Annotated in this window: 20 protein-coding genes; 9 read left to right on the plus strand and 11 right to left on the minus strand. The window is 35.8% G+C overall.

All coding sequences use genetic code 11. The features are described 5' to 3' along the window. Positions 1 to 2 precede the first annotated feature (2 nt). Complete coding sequence (locus ACFVR1_RS10230; protein WP_387583756.1) at positions 3 to 341, minus strand: DUF6054 family protein; 339 nt, start codon at positions 339 to 341, stop codon at positions 3 to 5. A 115-nt stretch (positions 342 to 456) separates the two neighbouring features. Next, positions 457 to 1,650: an NAD(P)-dependent malic enzyme gene (locus ACFVR1_RS10235; protein ID WP_387583759.1), complete on the minus strand. Its 1,194-nt coding sequence runs from the start codon at positions 1,648 to 1,650 to the stop codon at positions 457 to 459. Between the two features lie 536 nt (positions 1,651 to 2,186). Between ACFVR1_RS10235 and ACFVR1_RS10240 the strand changes: the two genes are divergently transcribed. The 3 genes from ACFVR1_RS10240 (at position 2,187) to ACFVR1_RS10250 (ending at position 3,466) form a co-directional block, all read left to right on the plus strand. Beyond that, positions 2,187 to 2,873: a hypothetical protein gene (locus ACFVR1_RS10240; protein WP_387583762.1), complete on the plus strand. Its 687-nt coding sequence runs from the start codon at positions 2,187 to 2,189 to the stop codon at positions 2,871 to 2,873. A 79-nt stretch (positions 2,874 to 2,952) separates the two neighbouring features. Next, the gene (locus tag ACFVR1_RS10245) at positions 2,953 to 3,267 is read left to right on the plus strand and encodes a DUF3243 domain-containing protein (RefSeq protein WP_387583763.1); all 315 of its coding nucleotides are present in this window, start codon (positions 2,953 to 2,955) and stop codon (positions 3,265 to 3,267) included. Next, positions 3,257 to 3,466, plus strand: a complete 210-nt coding sequence (locus tag ACFVR1_RS10250; protein ID WP_387583765.1) for a hypothetical protein — start codon at positions 3,257 to 3,259, stop codon at positions 3,464 to 3,466. Before ACFVR1_RS10245 ends, ACFVR1_RS10250 begins: the two co-directional genes overlap by 11 nt. A 38-nt stretch (positions 3,467 to 3,504) precedes the next feature. Here the strand turns inward: ACFVR1_RS10250 and ACFVR1_RS10255 are convergent, their stop codons facing one another. The 4 genes from ACFVR1_RS10255 to ACFVR1_RS10270 form a co-directional block, all read right to left on the minus strand. After that, positions 3,505 to 4,044, minus strand: coding sequence for a biotin transporter BioY (locus ACFVR1_RS10255; protein ID WP_387583767.1), 540 nt, complete (start codon positions 4,042 to 4,044; stop codon positions 3,505 to 3,507). 63 nt (positions 4,045 to 4,107) lie between these two features. Further along, positions 4,108 to 4,494 (minus strand): DnaJ family domain-containing protein, encoded by a 387-nt coding sequence (locus ACFVR1_RS10260; protein ID WP_387583768.1) that lies wholly within the window; start codon positions 4,492 to 4,494, stop codon positions 4,108 to 4,110. Between the two features lie 12 nt (positions 4,495 to 4,506). Continuing rightward, positions 4,507 to 4,959 (minus strand): PH domain-containing protein, encoded by a 453-nt coding sequence (locus ACFVR1_RS10265; protein WP_387583769.1) that lies wholly within the window; start codon positions 4,957 to 4,959, stop codon positions 4,507 to 4,509. A gap of 20 nt (positions 4,960 to 4,979) precedes the next feature. Next, positions 4,980 to 6,068, minus strand: coding sequence for an AI-2E family transporter (locus tag ACFVR1_RS10270; protein ID WP_387583771.1), 1,089 nt, complete (start codon positions 6,066 to 6,068; stop codon positions 4,980 to 4,982). A gap of 170 nt (positions 6,069 to 6,238) precedes the next feature. Between ACFVR1_RS10270 and ACFVR1_RS10275 the strand changes: the two genes are divergently transcribed. Then, on the plus strand, positions 6,239 to 6,616 hold the full coding sequence (locus ACFVR1_RS10275) for an NUDIX domain-containing protein (protein WP_387583773.1): 378 nt from the start codon (positions 6,239 to 6,241) through the stop codon (positions 6,614 to 6,616). A gap of 143 nt (positions 6,617 to 6,759) precedes the next feature. Here ACFVR1_RS10275 and ACFVR1_RS10280 read toward each other — a convergent pair whose 3' ends face one another. The 3 genes from ACFVR1_RS10280 to ACFVR1_RS10290 all read right to left on the minus strand — a co-directional run bounded on the left by ACFVR1_RS10280 (position 6,760) and on the right by ACFVR1_RS10290 (position 10,737). Further along, positions 6,760 to 8,406, minus strand: coding sequence for an ABC-F family ATP-binding cassette domain-containing protein (locus tag ACFVR1_RS10280; protein ID WP_387583775.1), 1,647 nt, complete (start codon positions 8,404 to 8,406; stop codon positions 6,760 to 6,762). 297 nt (positions 8,407 to 8,703) lie between these two features. Beyond that, on the minus strand, positions 8,704 to 8,856 hold the full coding sequence (locus ACFVR1_RS10285; RefSeq protein ID WP_387583777.1) for a hypothetical protein: 153 nt from the start codon (positions 8,854 to 8,856) through the stop codon (positions 8,704 to 8,706). A gap of 444 nt (positions 8,857 to 9,300) precedes the next feature. After that, positions 9,301 to 10,737, minus strand: a complete 1,437-nt coding sequence (locus ACFVR1_RS10290) for a DEAD/DEAH box helicase (protein WP_387583779.1) — start codon at positions 10,735 to 10,737, stop codon at positions 9,301 to 9,303. A 173-nt stretch (positions 10,738 to 10,910) separates the two neighbouring features. Here ACFVR1_RS10290 and ACFVR1_RS10295 point away from each other — a divergent pair, with 173 nt between their 5' ends. After that, a complete protein-coding gene (locus ACFVR1_RS10295) occupies positions 10,911 to 11,132 on the plus strand; it encodes a DUF2187 family protein (RefSeq protein ID WP_387583781.1) in 222 nt (73 codons plus the stop codon). Here the strand turns inward: ACFVR1_RS10295 and recQ are convergent. Further along, the gene (recQ, locus tag ACFVR1_RS10300) at positions 11,117 to 12,883 is read right to left on the minus strand and encodes a DNA helicase RecQ (RefSeq protein WP_387583783.1); all 1,767 of its coding nucleotides are present in this window, start codon (positions 12,881 to 12,883) and stop codon (positions 11,117 to 11,119) included. The two genes, ACFVR1_RS10295 and recQ, sit on opposite strands and share 16 nt — an antisense overlap. Before the next feature lie 38 nt (positions 12,884 to 12,921). After that, positions 12,922 to 13,158: a hypothetical protein gene (locus ACFVR1_RS10305; protein WP_387583785.1), complete on the minus strand. Its 237-nt coding sequence runs from the start codon at positions 13,156 to 13,158 to the stop codon at positions 12,922 to 12,924. Positions 13,159 to 13,232: 74 nt separating this feature from the next. Here ACFVR1_RS10305 and ACFVR1_RS10310 point away from each other — a divergent pair, with 74 nt between their 5' ends. From ACFVR1_RS10310 to ACFVR1_RS10325, 4 genes are all read left to right on the plus strand, one after another. Then, entirely contained in the window at positions 13,233 to 13,355 is a 123-nt protein-coding gene (locus ACFVR1_RS10310) for a hypothetical protein (protein ID WP_387583786.1), read from the plus strand. Positions 13,356 to 13,405: 50 nt separating this feature from the next. Then, a complete protein-coding gene (locus ACFVR1_RS10315; protein ID WP_387583788.1) occupies positions 13,406 to 14,596 on the plus strand; it encodes a class I SAM-dependent rRNA methyltransferase in 1,191 nt (396 codons plus the stop codon). Positions 14,597 to 14,728: 132 nt separating this feature from the next. Beyond that, complete coding sequence (locus tag ACFVR1_RS10320; protein WP_387583790.1) at positions 14,729 to 15,016, plus strand: hypothetical protein; 288 nt, start codon at positions 14,729 to 14,731, stop codon at positions 15,014 to 15,016. Positions 15,017 to 15,360: 344 nt separating this feature from the next. Further along, positions 15,361 to 15,702 (plus strand): zinc ribbon domain-containing protein YjdM, encoded by a 342-nt coding sequence (locus ACFVR1_RS10325; RefSeq protein ID WP_387583792.1) that lies wholly within the window; start codon positions 15,361 to 15,363, stop codon positions 15,700 to 15,702. The last annotated feature ends 42 nt before the right edge of the window (positions 15,703 to 15,744 follow it).

A 15,744-nucleotide genomic window follows, 5' to 3' on the forward strand; every position in this document is an offset into this window, starting at 1 on the left:
TCTTAAATCATATATGCTTCTAGTGCTTTTTCCACACTATTTACAAAACTTCCTCCAGCTCCCCAGTCGAAACGAAGAAATACTCCCTGTCCTGCTCCTGATGAAGCGGCATGCACTTTCGTATTATTTTCCAAATTATCGATAGTAATAGTTAGTGAAGCACGATTGCTTGTGCGCATATAGTATTTTTCTAAAACACAAACAATGACTTGATGCTCGCCAACAACCCGTTCATATACGTCTACAATTGCTCCGGAAATACTTCCTTGTACTATATACTCATGCAAAATGTCTATTGCTTCTTTTGGTGATATTGATACATAAAATTCTCGTACATCCATTTGGATCCCCTCTTTTCTTCTTGTATCTAATTTTACGTTTGACTTGAAGAAAAGTTCCTCACAAAAAAACTTCTTAAAGTGACATTTACTCCTTAGAAAGCTTTTGAATTGTTTACTATTTCAATGCTGCTTGAAATAAAATAGAGACGCCTGATTCAATTGCGGCATCACTAACAGCTTGTGCCACCGCATTCACTACTCTCTCATCAAAAACATCCGGAATAATGTAATCCTCCGATAATTCATCCTCATCAATAAGAGAAGCAATTGCTTGAACGGCTGCTAGCTTCATTTCCTCGTTTATATCCGTTGCCCTTACATCTAGCGCTCCTCTGAAAATTCCTGGAAAAGCTAAAACATTATTCACTTGGTTCGGATTATCAGAACGTCCAGTTGCAATAACTCTTACACCCCACTCTTTTGCTAAATTATATGCAATTTCTGGATTTGGATTTGCTAAAGCAAAAACAATCGAGTCATCATTCATCGCATCAATTATATCTTTGGTTAAAAGATTCGCTACCGAAACACCGATGAACACATCTGCACCAACCATTGCATCTTTTAATGATCCCCTTAATCCTAGTGGATTCGTAATACTAGCAATGGACTCTTTTATAGGGTTCATACCTTCTTCACGGCCCTCATAAATAATTCCCGTCGAGTCACACATAATAATTTGCTGATACCCAAGTTGTTGAAGGACTCTTAAAATAGCCATTCCTGCTGCACCAGCACCATTAATCACTAGTTTCAATGAATGAATCTCTTTGCGGACAAGCTTCACTGCATTTTGGAGACCTGCGCCAACTACAATAGCTGTACCATGCTGATCATCATGAAATACAGGTATATCTAATTCTTTACGAAGACGATCTTCTATTTCAAAACAGCGTGGTGCAGAAATATCTTCTAGATTTATAGCTCCAAATGTCGGACTCAATGCTTTTACAATTTGCACAATCTCATCTACATTTTTTGTATCCAAACAAACTGGAAAAGCATCAACGTTCGCAAATCTTTTTAACAAAATTCCCTTCCCTTCCATAACTGGTAATGCTGCTTTTGGTCCGATATCACCAAGTCCCAAAACGGCTGTACCATCTGTCACAACTCCTACTAGATTACCCTTCATCGTGTATTCATAGATGGCAGAAGAATTATTTTTTATTTCCAAACAAGGTTCTGCTACTCCAGGAGAATAAGCTAAACTTAAATCCACCATACTCTCTATAGGAACCTTTGAAACCATTTCCATTTTTCCTTTATAACTTCGATGCATATTTAATGCTTTCGTCTTTAAATCCATTTTCTCACTTCTACCTCCTTAGATTTCCATCAGCTTCTATCTAGCTATATATTCTGAAAATTATAATGATTCTGTTCGTTGAAGTCAATTTAGTGAAGACTTGCACAAAACAACTAATTACAACATCCTCTTTTGGTTATATTAGGGGCGTATAACTACCATTTACGGGTATATCGAACGGACTTAGGGGCAGATAACTACCGATTACGGGTATATAAAGCGGACTTAGGGGCAGATAGCTCTTTTTAAGGGGCTTTCAACAAACGTATGGCCAGATACCTAATATCCAGTGGTTTTTATTAATGAATATATTATTTCCACAAAAAAATCGGCAACCATTAATGGCTGCCGAAATAAATGTATGCACTGCACTAACTCAACTTTGAGGGGGTTAAGTGTGCTATTGATCAGCCACAATTTGGAGAAAAGTCGCTGGCAAGAATATTCTCAAATTAAGAGTATTTCTCTATACGATAATGATAATCATTTTCATTTAAAATGTCAACAATAATTCAAAAAAATTGTATACTATTCTTATGACAACTTTAACGAACGATCAAATTCGACAACTGAATAATTATAGTGTCTATTTGGAACCATCAGGATCGCCAATTTTTCATGCGAAAAACGTTGAGAACGCACTTCCCATTATTAAATTAATTTCCGGAGCACCAAATGATCCGATTGCAGCATCCTTTTTTATGCGAAGAGTTGGAATGTTCATCTCGATGCAGTTTTATATGATGACTATGTATGATGAAATTTGGGATGGTCCACTTGAATCAATACAATTTTTCGCTATAACTGAGTATGGTAATAAAACAATTAGCACGTATATACCGGAAGAATACTTTCGAGAAGTAAAGGATGATCGTGCGAAAGATATTCAACATGTTTGGGAACATCAATGCTTCTCCATTATCCAACAGCTCCGAGCGCAGTGCAGTATATCTCCAATGACACTTTGGGAAAATGTGTTTGGTTATCTACTGTGGCATTACTACGTTTTTTTAGAAAATCCTGTTATTGCTGAACAAGCTAAAATTGATTGGAATTTATTACAAGATGAGACTATATGGAAATCATTTACTTCAAAATCTCATTTGGCTAAATATTTGAGAGGACAACATCCTGCTAAATTAATGAATACAACAGTCCGTACTACTTGTTGTTTTTCAAAAGATATTCCTGGATTACAAAAGTGCGGATATTGTCCAAACTAAATTTATCATTTTTTCATGCATGTTTAATCATCCTTTGGGAATAGCTAATAAGAGTCTAATATTAAAGGAGTGAGGAAGCTTGGGAAACAAGATAGATGAACGTGTCGAGAATAAATTAAATAGTATCGGTACTGAAGAAAAAGAAGAAATACTAAAAAACTTTACTTCATTTAAATCCTATTTAGCTGGCAAAGTAGCCGCTGGAGAAAAAATAGGCTTAAGTGAAGAGACATTAGCTAAAGCAACTGAAAAAGTAGCTGGTTATTTAGCCACTCATGAAGAACCTCGAAATCGTGAACAACATCTTCTACAACAACTATGGAAAAGTGGAGACAAAGAACAACAACATGCACTTAGCCATATGCTCTTGAACCTTGTTAAAAATGAAGGATAAAGGTCCTAAGGATGCTAAAGGTCCATTTTTAGACAATCCAGATGGCGTCCGAACTACGAAAGAAAGTCTATTCGATATGCATAAGGATATGCAAACTGTAGATGCCATTCAAGTTGAAGAACTTAACATGAAAGTGCAAGACGAAAACTACCACCACCACACAAAAAATCGTTCTATAAGTGAAGAACGATACCCCTAAAAAAAGAATGAGCTCCGAACCACCTCGGAGCTTGTTTTTTATATTAATTTTGCAGCAACTAAACGATTTCTTATAACAACCGCCAACAATGCTGCAACAATAGCCTTTGCAAGATCCGGCAATATAAACGGCATCATTCCCCCTTTAAAAGCACCATTCCAAGGAAGATCTACTACAACCTTTAACCAACCTGTACCAATCAATAAAATTATAAAAACTGCAATCATATTTGCAATAATCGCTTGTACTTTCGTATGGCCAAATTTCTCAAGATACCACCCTATGAATAAAGTAGCAGGTATAATTGCAATTAGATAACCACCAGTTGGACCTAAGATAATTCCAAAACCACTTTTCATCCCTGCAAATACAGGTATCCCAACTAATCCCATTAGTACATAGATAATTACTGCTAACGTTCCATATTTTTTCCCTAGGATAGTTGCGGTTAGCATGACCGCTATTGTCATTAACGTAAATGGAACTGGTGGAATTGTAATCATTATCTGCGCTGCAATGGCAATAATTGCGGCAAATAGCGAAGATACAATCATCATTTTCAATCTTTCATTTCTCATTTTATTTCCCCCTGATTAAAACGAACAACAGTGTCTCTAAGAAAAAGAGACACTGTTTGTATTTTACCATCTATTACTTGCTGCTTCGATTGATTCTAATCTGACCGTTCCTTTTTGCATAGGAGGCGGACATGATTTATTGTAAGCTATAATCTTTTCGTTTACTTTTGTTACTCGGAATTGTAAATCACTGTTTTGCCCGTTCGCGTATTTATCGGCAATATCTTTTAATTCATCGCGGATCTCATGTTGTAGCTTTAACCAATGTGGCTTGTATCCTGCGTCCTTAGCAATTTTTTGAAAGTGCTGAAATATGTCTCCAGAAAAATATTCATCCGACAGTGGTTTTCCTGTACCTTTTAGATTATCCATTCCGCCAGTCTTTTCATAATTCCTTAAAATATCTCCGATTAAATCGTTACTCGGTTTATTGAAATTTTCATTATCCATTAGCCTTTACCCTCATTTCACAATATGAATATGTGGCGCCTTTTCTAATAAAATCTCCAAAAATACTTCTTGATTTTCAGGCGAGATAATTACACTTCCCATTGTCGCTTTTTTATAATGAATCTCCAACGCATCTTTGGAGGAAAGGATTCGGTATCCAACGAGAATATTTGATGTTGGATTCACTTTCGTAATATCCTCAAAAGGGATATTACTTCGGAACAATCCACCACGTACAATTAAAGAATTTTCTTTAAACGTGTATACGATATCTAAGGAAACCCATAAAATAAATCCTTCACACAATAGAAAGATTACAGACGTAATCCAAACAGCCTTCATATCAGGTGCTTCCATAATAAACAGTTCAACTACTACCGGCAAAAGTGTTGCCAATGCAATTAGGACACTAGCCACCATAATTAGTATTATAAAAGTACGATCTCTCTTGGATTTAAACGTCATGCAATCACCTACCTACCTACCTATATAGATTCTGTGGCAGCATCCTTTATTCCTTCCCGATGAGCATAAATGTTTTTTAGTATCGATTTTACTACCGCATAAGTAGGAACACCTAAAATAATTCCCCATAATCCTGCAATATTTCCTGCTGCTAAAATTATCGTAATAACCGTTAATGGATGAATATCTAATGATTTCCCCATTACATTTGGAGTGATGAAATTACTTTCAATTTGTTGTGAGACTAGCATTACAATTGCAACATAAATAGCCATTTTCGGCTCTTGAAGGAACCCTATGATTAGTGCGGGAACTAATGCAATATATGGACCTAAAAATGGAACTACATTCATCATCATTCCGAATAATGCAAGTAATAGAGAATATTTAAGCCCAATTGCAAAATATCCAATGAACAACATTACACCTACTAAAAAGCTAACGAATAGCTGACCTTGTATATACGACCGCAATGTATCGTCTACATCCGATAATGTTTTTCGAATCCATGTTTTCTTTTCTCCTTTAAAAAATTGGGCGACAAAAGGTGAAAATTTTTCGTGATCCTTCAGCATATATACAAGGAAAAACGGCACAAGAACAAGTAAGAATAGTCCTTGGAACACACTTTGAACGAATTTTACTAGTAGCGAACCTGCCACTACTGCAATCGTATCAATCTTTCCAGTTGCTTCTTTTATCGTTTTTTGTATCGGCTCCGGGAGATCAGTAATCCTATCTTTTTGAGAAATAGTATATTTCGTAAAGTCCTCTATCTCTTTCACAATTTCTGGTGTATTTTTCACTAGTGAATTCACTTGATTTGTTAGAGGTGGACCGATAAGTGCATAAAATCCCCAAGCTATTAAACCAATAACTACGAAGATGGAAATGATACTTGACCATCTTGGAAATTTCTTAGACTCTAACCATTTTTGAAGTGGTCTAGCTAAATAAAACAAGACACCACCTATTAATAAGGGCATAAATATTGCTTGTGCAACAATAACTAAAGGGGAAAAAATACTTTTTACTTCCCTAAACATAAAAATTATTAACAACGTAAGTAGTACTGCTACACCTACTTGAAACCAACGCTTATTTGCCACCTAACGCTCACATCCTCAGCTTATTTCTAATTCTCTAATAGTTATACGATTCTCATTGATTGAAGTTTCACTATATCAAGTTATCTTACCATTTTTTTATTGGACACTGATAATAGAATTATACTTGAAAGGATAGCTTACTATGGAATACTACAAAGAGTTACGAAAGTATGTGGGACATAGCCCGCTTATACCTTATATTAAATGATAAAAATGAAGTATTACTACAAGATCGAGTTCACGACATATTCGGATTGCCTGGTGGATTAATGGAGCTTGGTGAAAGCCTAGAGGATACTGCTCGAAGAGAGGTTTTAGAGGAAACTGGATTATCTGTTGGAGAGTTAAAACTATGTCATGTATACTTAGGACCAGATTATTATTTTGAGGTAGCAAATGGCGATACTTTTTACTCAGTTACTGCTGTGTATAAAACAAGAGAATATAATGGTGATATTTCACCGGATGGAAACGAATCGATTAGCCTTCAGTTTTCCCACCAAACAATTTACAAGAAGGTATCATGGCATCTTATCGAAAATTTATAGAGGACGAGCTGGAGGTTTAAATTAACCTCCAACTCTTTTTGTGGTGCTCATACACTTGGTTATGTGGTACTCGTAGTCTCTTCCTAGTCCATTTTTAATGAAAACGAAACATCACAACCTTCTCTTCATCAAAGTGTTATTATCTAGGCAAAAGGCTTGCTACTTTTTTGCGATTTATTCTCAACATAATCATCATAGTTGCCGTTATATACAATTGTGCCCGTAGAAGTAAGTTCCAACATTTTATTAGCTAACTTATTAAGAAAATAACGGTCATGAGAAATGAAGAACAATGTACCCTCATAATTCATGAGTGCTGTTTCCAACACCTCTTTACTGTACAAATCTAAATGATTTGTCGGCTCATCTATAATGAGTACATTGGCTTCTTGTAACATGAGCTTAGACAGTGCAACACGAGCTTTTTCACCACCACTAAGGGAAGATATTTTCTTAAACACATCTTCGCCAGTAAACAGGAAATTTCCGAGTACAGTACGAATTCTAGCCTCTTCAATATGAGGAAACATACTCCATACCTCATCTAGTATTGTGTTATTGGGATTTAAAGTAGATTGTTCTTGATCGTAGTAACCAATGGTAACTCCGTTCCCCCAAGTTATTACGCCACTATCTGGTTTATATTCATCAATTAGCGTCTTAAGTAGTGTAGACTTCCCAATACCATTTGGACCGATTAACGCCACCTTCTCGCCTCGGCTAAGTTGAAAGCTGATATTATTTAATAGAGGCTTTCGTTCGTTATCTACTCCGAAGTAAATATTGATATCGCGAACCCGTAATACTTCTTTATGAGACGTTTTTTCTATTGAAAACGACATTTGTGCACGTTTTAAGTTTTTGAGAGGTTTATCTATACGTTCAATTCTTTCAAGCTGCTTTCGTTTGTTTTTTGCACTTTTAGACGAAGTTGCCATGGTGATATTACGTCGAATGTAATCTTCCATCTTCGCAGTTTGTTCTTGCTGAATTGAATATTTCTTAGCAAGAATTTCACGGTTTTTCTCTTTACTCTCAACATATTTCGAATAGTTACCTGTGTACCGTCGTGCTTCTGTTCGCTCAACTTCATAAATAACTGTTACAAGCGAGTCCAAAAAGTAACGATCATGTGAAACAACGAGGATAGTACCAGGATATGAACGTAAATAACCTTCTAACCAAGCCAAAGTAGTAAAATCCAAATGGTTCGTAGGCTCATCAAGCATAAGTAAATCCGGCTGTTCCAACAGTATTTTAGCAAGAGCAAGTCTTGTTTTCTGACCTCCACTTAACTTATCAATGAGTGTGTCATGAGAAAAATCTCCAAATCCAATCCCTTGAAGCACACCACGAATTTTTGCTTCAATTTCATAACCACCGTGGTCCATAAACCAGTCAGATTTTGTTGCGTAACGATTCATCGTTTTTTCATAATTCTCGGGATCAGTCACTAAAGAAGGTTCACCCATCATCCTCTCTAGCTCTCGAAGTTCTTTTTCAACATGGAGAAGATCAGCGAAGACACTCAACATTTCATTCCAAATTGTATTATCCATTTGTAGTCCACTGTTTTGACGCAAATAACCAATTTTTGTTTCTTTTCCAATATAAATTTCCCCATCTTCGTAAGGGATATCCCCAGCTATAATCTTTAATAAGGTTGATTTTCCAGCACCATTCACTCCAACAAGACCAATCCGGTCACCTGATTCAATTTTCATTGATATATTTGAAAGTATGGGATCACCTGAATAGCTTTTACTAATACTATTTAATTGAATTAACATTTATATCACTCTTTCTTTGTAAATATTGGCCAGCCTTTTTTTGAATCTCATCAAACAGGAGGCCATAAAAACATACTCATCTCAAATTCTCTCCTTTAGAACACAAAAAGACGCCGAATAAAACCGGCGCCTAAGGATTGAGTAATACTTTATCCAAAATACACAAAATCATTTAGAGATATTCTGTAAATTTTGCTTAAGAACACAAAAAAGACGCCGAATAGAACCGGCGCCTAGTAATTGCTTACTTAGTACTTAATCAAAATGTTAAAACCATTTAAGGATATTCTACAAATTCTATATTAAGAAGACAAAAAGCTTCCGGTAGCTGTTTTCCATATGAAGTTTGCTTAAAAAAGGGCAGACTGGTCCCATTGTAAGCAAATCTCCAAGCAACATATATGACTTTACTTCTTTTTCCAATGCTGCATTTACAGAAACAGTTTCCATCACTCTTTACCTTCTTTCTTACTTAATAGTCTCAACTATTATAATATATATTGATAAAAAAACAACTTATTTAAGATTACCATCATTAACCGCGCCCTAAATATAAAACATAACTCTATCTGTGAAACAACTGATCTTATTAAAATGAAAATATCGAGGAATTCAGAGATTATGTGGTGCTCAACACCCGTTATGTGCCACTCACCATGGGTTATGTGGTACTCAACACCTATTTATGGTGATTGCCTAGGGTTATGTGGTACTCGCTCTTGGTTATGTGGCGCTCAACACCTGTTATGTGCCACTCACCTTGGTTATGTGGTACTCAACACCTATTATGTGGTGCTTGCCTTGGGTTATGTGGTACTCGCTCTTGATTATGTGGTGCTCATCCCTTAAACATACTAAAAAACCGAAGAAGGCACTAGACCTTCTTCGGTTTTTTTATTTATGCGCAATATGCACTTTAAGTAGTTTGCCTTTTACCGTTGTGTTTCTCATCGTTTTTAATACGAGAGGACCTTTGCCATTTAGGATTTCGACGTAAGTGACATTGTCTTGAATCGTAATGATACCGATGTCATCAGCGGAAACTCCTTCTATTTTTGCAATTGTTCCTACGAAATCGACTGCGCGAAGTTTCTTTTTCTTGCCGCCGTTGAAATATAATTTAGTGATGTTTGCGTTTAATTGTGCACCTTTTGATTCTTTAACTTCTGGTTGTTCTTGCATTTTCAAATCAAACGCTGCACGATTTTTTGCAACTGCTTCCTCAGAGAATTCCGCTCCTGTAGGAATCTCAAAGCCAATATAACTTTCAATTTCCTTTACAAACTTGTCCTCATATGGAGTTGCAAGCATAATCGATTTCCCACTACGACCCGCACGTCCTGTTCTACCAGTTCTATGCACATAGCTTTCTTTTTCAAGTGGCACATCATAATGAACAACATGTGTAATGTCTTCAATATCAATTCCACGAGCTGCAACATCTGTGGCAATTAAATATCGGAAATCTCCTCGACGGAAATCATCCATTACCTCAAAACGGTCTTCTTGCATCATTCCACCATGAATTTTGTCTGCTGTATACCCTTTTTCATCTAACACATCCACCAGTTGTTCTACTCGTTCCTTAGTACGACAGAATATGATACAACTGTCAGGGTTTTCGATAATAGTTAGTTTTTCAAGGAATGATAGCTTCAGTTCCTCCACCACTACATACTTCACATGCTCAATATCTGGAGCATTTTCTTCGGCAGCATCTATCTCAATAGATACAGCTTGCTTCATGTATTTACTACTTAGCTTTTTAATCACATCCGATAAAGTAGCTGAAAATAACATCGTAGTACGTTCTTTTGGCAATAATTTAATAATTGATTCCACTTGCTCTAAAAAGCCCATATTTAACATTTCATCTGCTTCATCAATGACAAGGTATTCAATTTTGGACACATCAAGTGTTCCTTTTTCGATATGGTCCAGCACTCGTCCAGGTGTCCCTACAACGATATGTGTTTTTTGCTTTAATGCTAATTTTTGTTTGGCAAAAGGTGATTTTCCGTACAAGGCAAGTCCTTTTATTCGCTTATAACGACCTATATTCGTTATGTCTTCTTGTACCTGAACAGCTAGTTCTCTTGTAGGTGTGAGCACTAATGCTTGTGGTTTGTTTTCTTCCCAATCGACAAGCTCACATAACGGCGTCGCGAATGAAGCGGTTTTTCCACTACCTGTTTTAGATTTCACAAGAATATCTTGTTTCTGAAGGGCAACCGGAATAACCTTTTGTTGTACTTCTGTCGGCTCTGTGTAGCCTAATTGTTCGATTGCGCGTAATATTTTTTCGTCTAAATTTAACTCTTTAAAATGCACTATTCATAATCTCCTCTTTAAATCTTATTTAATCGCTGAATATTTATCATTCTATATGTTTAAAATTGTAGAACTTTCGACAAATAACCTCTTTAACACATTATAACAGGTTAACTATGGTATAATTGAAATATCGCTTTTTGCGTGAATAAAACTAGAAAAGAGGTTAACACATGAGTTTCCAAAGACAAACAAAAGAAGTTTCTGACTTCGTAGCAGCAAGGTCAATTGATGAAAAGATCTCTTTTACACGTAATGATCACGAAGTTCATGGTACTATTTTCAAAATTTTAGAGCAGTCGGTTATTGTCGAAATTTCTACTGAAGATGCGAAGAAAATTAATGTTCCTTCCAATTTAACAGTAGTATCCCATAAAAATTATACTGTGCTATAAAGACTAATTTCCTCGAGAAAAACTTTTCCATATTTCTCTTGTTTATTAGCACCTACACCGTGTACATCTAATAATTCTTCTTCGGTTTGCGGGCGCTTCACACACATATCTTGTAGTGTTTTATCTGAGAAAATAACAAATGGTGGTACACCAGCTTCGTCCGCAAGTTTTTTCCGAAGCACTCTTAATCCTTCAAATAATGGATCATTTTTCGCAATTTGTTTCGTTACCGCTACTCCTTTTCGCATCACTTGTCTTTCCCCAAGTAATACATCCTTTCCTGCATCTGATACATAAATGGTCGGCAAGCTTCCATGATTGACTAAAAGTAAACCTTCCGAAATCATAAATTCCATTAGCCCAGAAACTTCTTTTAACGATTTATTTTTTAATATTCCGTAAGTAGATAGTTTCGTAAATCCAAAATCCATTACTTTTTTGTTTTGCGAACCAGTTAACACTTGAGCAGTAATTGTTTTCCCAAACTTCTGTCCCATTCGAACAACACAAGACAAGATCATTTGCACCTCTTTTGTAACATCAGACATTTCCCTTGTATCTGTACAATTACCACAACTACCACACGGCTCTCCATTTGGTTCTCCAAAATAATTTACGATAAATTGTTGTAAACAATTTTCCGTATGGCAATAATCGACCATTCCTTGTAGCTTTTCCAATTCTTGCGGAATTCTTTCACGGTCCAACGCTTGGTCAATTAAAAATCTTTGTGTCTGCACATCTTGTGATGCATACAACACGACACACTCACTTGGTAATCCGTCTCTTCCAGCTCTTCCTGCCTCTTGATAATAGCTTTCCATATTTTTAGGCAGTTGATAATGAATTACATATCGTACATTCGATTTATCGATCCCCATACCGAATGCATTCGTTGCAACCATTACTTGCGCTTCATCCGTCAGAAAACGCTCTTGTTCTTTATTACGAAATGCCTCAGGAAGACCTGCGTGATATTTCGCAGCGCGTACACCAACCTTTATTAGCAACTCATGTAGAAGATCAACTGTCTTTCTAGTAGCTGCATAAATAATTCCTACTTCTTTCGCATTCTTTTTAATAAAGTCTTTCAAAAATCGATTTTTGTCTTGTCCTAGCACAACTGAAAAAGCTAAATTTGAACGAGCAAATCCTGTTATCACTGTATTATCTTGTTCAATTTGAAGCAATCGACATATGTCCGCTCGCACATCAGGAGTAGCTGTGGCAGTTAAAGCAAGTACGACTGGGGCTTCCTCAAAAACTTCCTTTAATCGATGAATTGCACGATAGCTCGGTCTAAAATCATGTCCCCATTGGGAAATACAGTGTGCTTCATCTACTGCAATTAATGGCACTTTAACGCGCTTTAGTTGACTTAGAAAGCTTTGTGATTCCAATCGTTCAGGTGCTATATACAGTAAACGATAATGCCCATTTTGTACTTCGTCCATCGTTTCTCTTACTTCTTCTGCAGTTAATGTACTATTAATAAAGGCTGCTGGAATTCCTGCCTGTAATAATGTATCTACTTGATCCTTCATAAGTGAGATTAATGGTGAAATAACAATTGTCGGCCCTTCCATCAATAAGGAAGGAATTTGATAGCAAAGAGATTTACCGCCACCAGTTGGCATTACACATAAACTTGATTTGTTTTCTAACACATAGTTTATAATGGTTTCCTGTCCTTCTCGGAACGAATCATATCCGAAATATGTTTGTAATAACTGACGTGCGTTTTCTAACAATTGAGTCACTCCTCCCTTAAGAAAAAAGGGTAAACAGATTACTTTCTGTTTACCTTCTTGTTTTTTAACACGTTTTTTGTTGGTTTTGGATCTATTTTATCAATATCTGATCCTAGTAGAAAATATCCAATAATAGAGGATACAATTGCTGCACCTGCAATGATTAGTACTTTATTTATAATAGTTACTTCATTATAATCATCTTGGTTTAGAATAAACGTTGCTAGCACAGCAACTACGACCATAATAGGTACGATGACTTTAGATTTCTTCACAGCGAACTTCCTCCCTATACTTACGTATAGTATATTGTACCATAAGAATATAGGTAGAGAGGAGCGAACCACATATGGAAACAACAGCTTTTATATTTGCCATTATTGCATTTGTATTCGCAATCGATGCGACAAGCAAATATAACAAACTGGAAAATAGAGTGAAAAAGCTGGAAAATAATAATTCGAGCGAATAAGTGAACTACTATGAGATAATGATTAAAAATGAAACTTGAGGATGACAATGATGACAAATGAAATAGATGTAAAAGTTAAAGATGCACTTGCACAAGATCTACAAAAAGGAGTTCCTATTCTTTTAAAAGATGGGTTCCATGAAGCTGATTCTTTAGAAGAAGGTTCTATTTTGAAATTACAAAACCCAACAGGCAAATTTATAGGAAAAGGCTATGTTGGAATGCAAAATAAAGGGATAGGTTGGCTTCTGTCGAAAAATGAAACCGAAAAAATTGATACTTCCTTTTTTCAAAAGAAAATAGCTTCAGCAATCAAACATCGTGCGGATTACTATAGTAGTAGCGATACGACTGCTTTCCGTGTATTTAACGGAGAAGGCGATGGAATCGGCGGTCTAACAATTGATTATTTCGATGGTTTCTATTTATTGAGCTGGTACAGCGAAGGAATATATTCCTTCAAAAAAATGATTATAGAGGCAATTGAGGCATCAGTTTCGTATAAAGGAATTTATGAGAAGAAACGTTTTGATACAAAGGGTCAATATGTGGAAGACGATGATTTTGTGAAAGGTGAACGTGGTGAGTTTCCACTAATAGTGAAGGAAAATGGTCTCAATTTCGCAATCTATTTGAATGACGGAGCAATGGTTGGTGTATTTCTTGACCAGCGAGACGTTCGGAAAAAGATACGTGATGCTTATTCAAAAGGAAAAACTGTATTGAATACTTTTTCTTATACTGGCGCTTTTTCTGTATTTGCCGCAGCTGGAGGTGCAACTAAAACGACCAGTGTCGATCTTGCAAAACGAAGCTTAAGCAAAACAACAGAGCAATTTGAAGTGAACGGAATTGATGTAGAGAAACAAGACATCATCGTGATGGATGTTTTTGATTATTTTAAGTATGCTAAACGAAAAGAATTAGCTTTTGATGTCGTAATCCTTGATCCTCCAAGCTTTGCACGTTCGAAAAAATACACATTTAGCTCAGCTAAGGACTATACAAAATTGCTAAAAGACGCAATTGCAATTACCGAGAAAAATGGAGTTATCGTTGCATCTACAAACAACGCTACCTTTGGTATGAAAAAATTTAAAACATTTGTGGAAAAGGCTTTTAAAGAAAGTAATCGTAAATATACAATTGAAGAAGAATTTTCACTTCCAAGCGACTTTAGAACATCTCCGCTTTTTAAAGAAGGAAATTATTTGAAAGTACTGTTTATACAAGCAAAATAATGAAATAGAAAAACGGAGCGATGGATAAATTTTCATCTGTTCCGATTTTTTATTTTGGAACATATATCTTGTTTTTTCGTCTGAATAATTAGATTTATACAAATTGTATTCATGCTTGGAAGGGGGTATATAATGATCAATGCAATTGCTCTTGCAAGTTTAATTCTTTTTGGAGGCTTATTTCTAGGGTTTATTTTGACTTTGAAAAAGAGCATTAAAAGAAAGCTGATCATTTGGGGACTTATTACCATGTTTATTATTACACCATTTCTCGGTTGGATCATCAGCATTATTGTTGGTATTATAGAGGGAGATGGATTTGCAGCCGTTGGAATGATGATGTTGCTGTTTCCGCTCTTTTTTGTCATTGGATTAGTTTTATTGATTGTAGGGATTGTTAGAAAAGAAGCCCTTCCATAATTGGATAATGTGTACCCATTAGAACTACTCTCTAATGGGTTTTTATTTTGACCCATTTTGGAAATGCATTCGTATTAAGTGTAATTGGACACATCATTTATTAAGTTACTTGGCAAATGCTTTTATCCTAGCAGGATTTTCGTATTGGGAAAATAAATATGGAACAGTTTCGTTAGTTTTATTTGTGTTTGGTTTTTAATTTATGTACAAATATGTATGCCATTTGCTTTCACGATTTACGGGTAGTTTGTCAATTTAGATATACTATGGCACTATATAAGCATACATAGGAATGCATATATGTTTAAAAAGAGAAGAGAACTATTGAACGGAGGAAATGAGCTATGTCGACTTTACCAAATTGCCCAAAATGTAATTCAGAATACACTTACGAGGATGGCAGTCTTTTTGTTTGCCCAGAATGTGCACACGAATGGACTTTAGAGGCAGAAACTGCAAATAGTGAAGAACAGAAGATAGTAAAGGATGCAAACGGAAATATCTTAAACGATGGCGATTCAGTAGCCATCATAAAAGACCTTAAAGTAAAAGGAAGTTCATCGACCTTAAAAATTGGTACTAAAGTTAAAAGTATTCGTTTAGTTGAAGGGGACCATGATATTGATTGCAAAATTGATGGTTTTGGTGCTATGAAGTTAAAATCGGAATTTGTAAAAAAAATCTAGGTTTAGGTAACGTATATTTCGATATTCAAAAGTAAAACTCCC

This window comes from Psychrobacillus sp. NPDC058041, assembly GCF_042885655.1.
GTDB lineage: Bacteria > Bacillota > Bacilli > Bacillales_A > Planococcaceae > Psychrobacillus.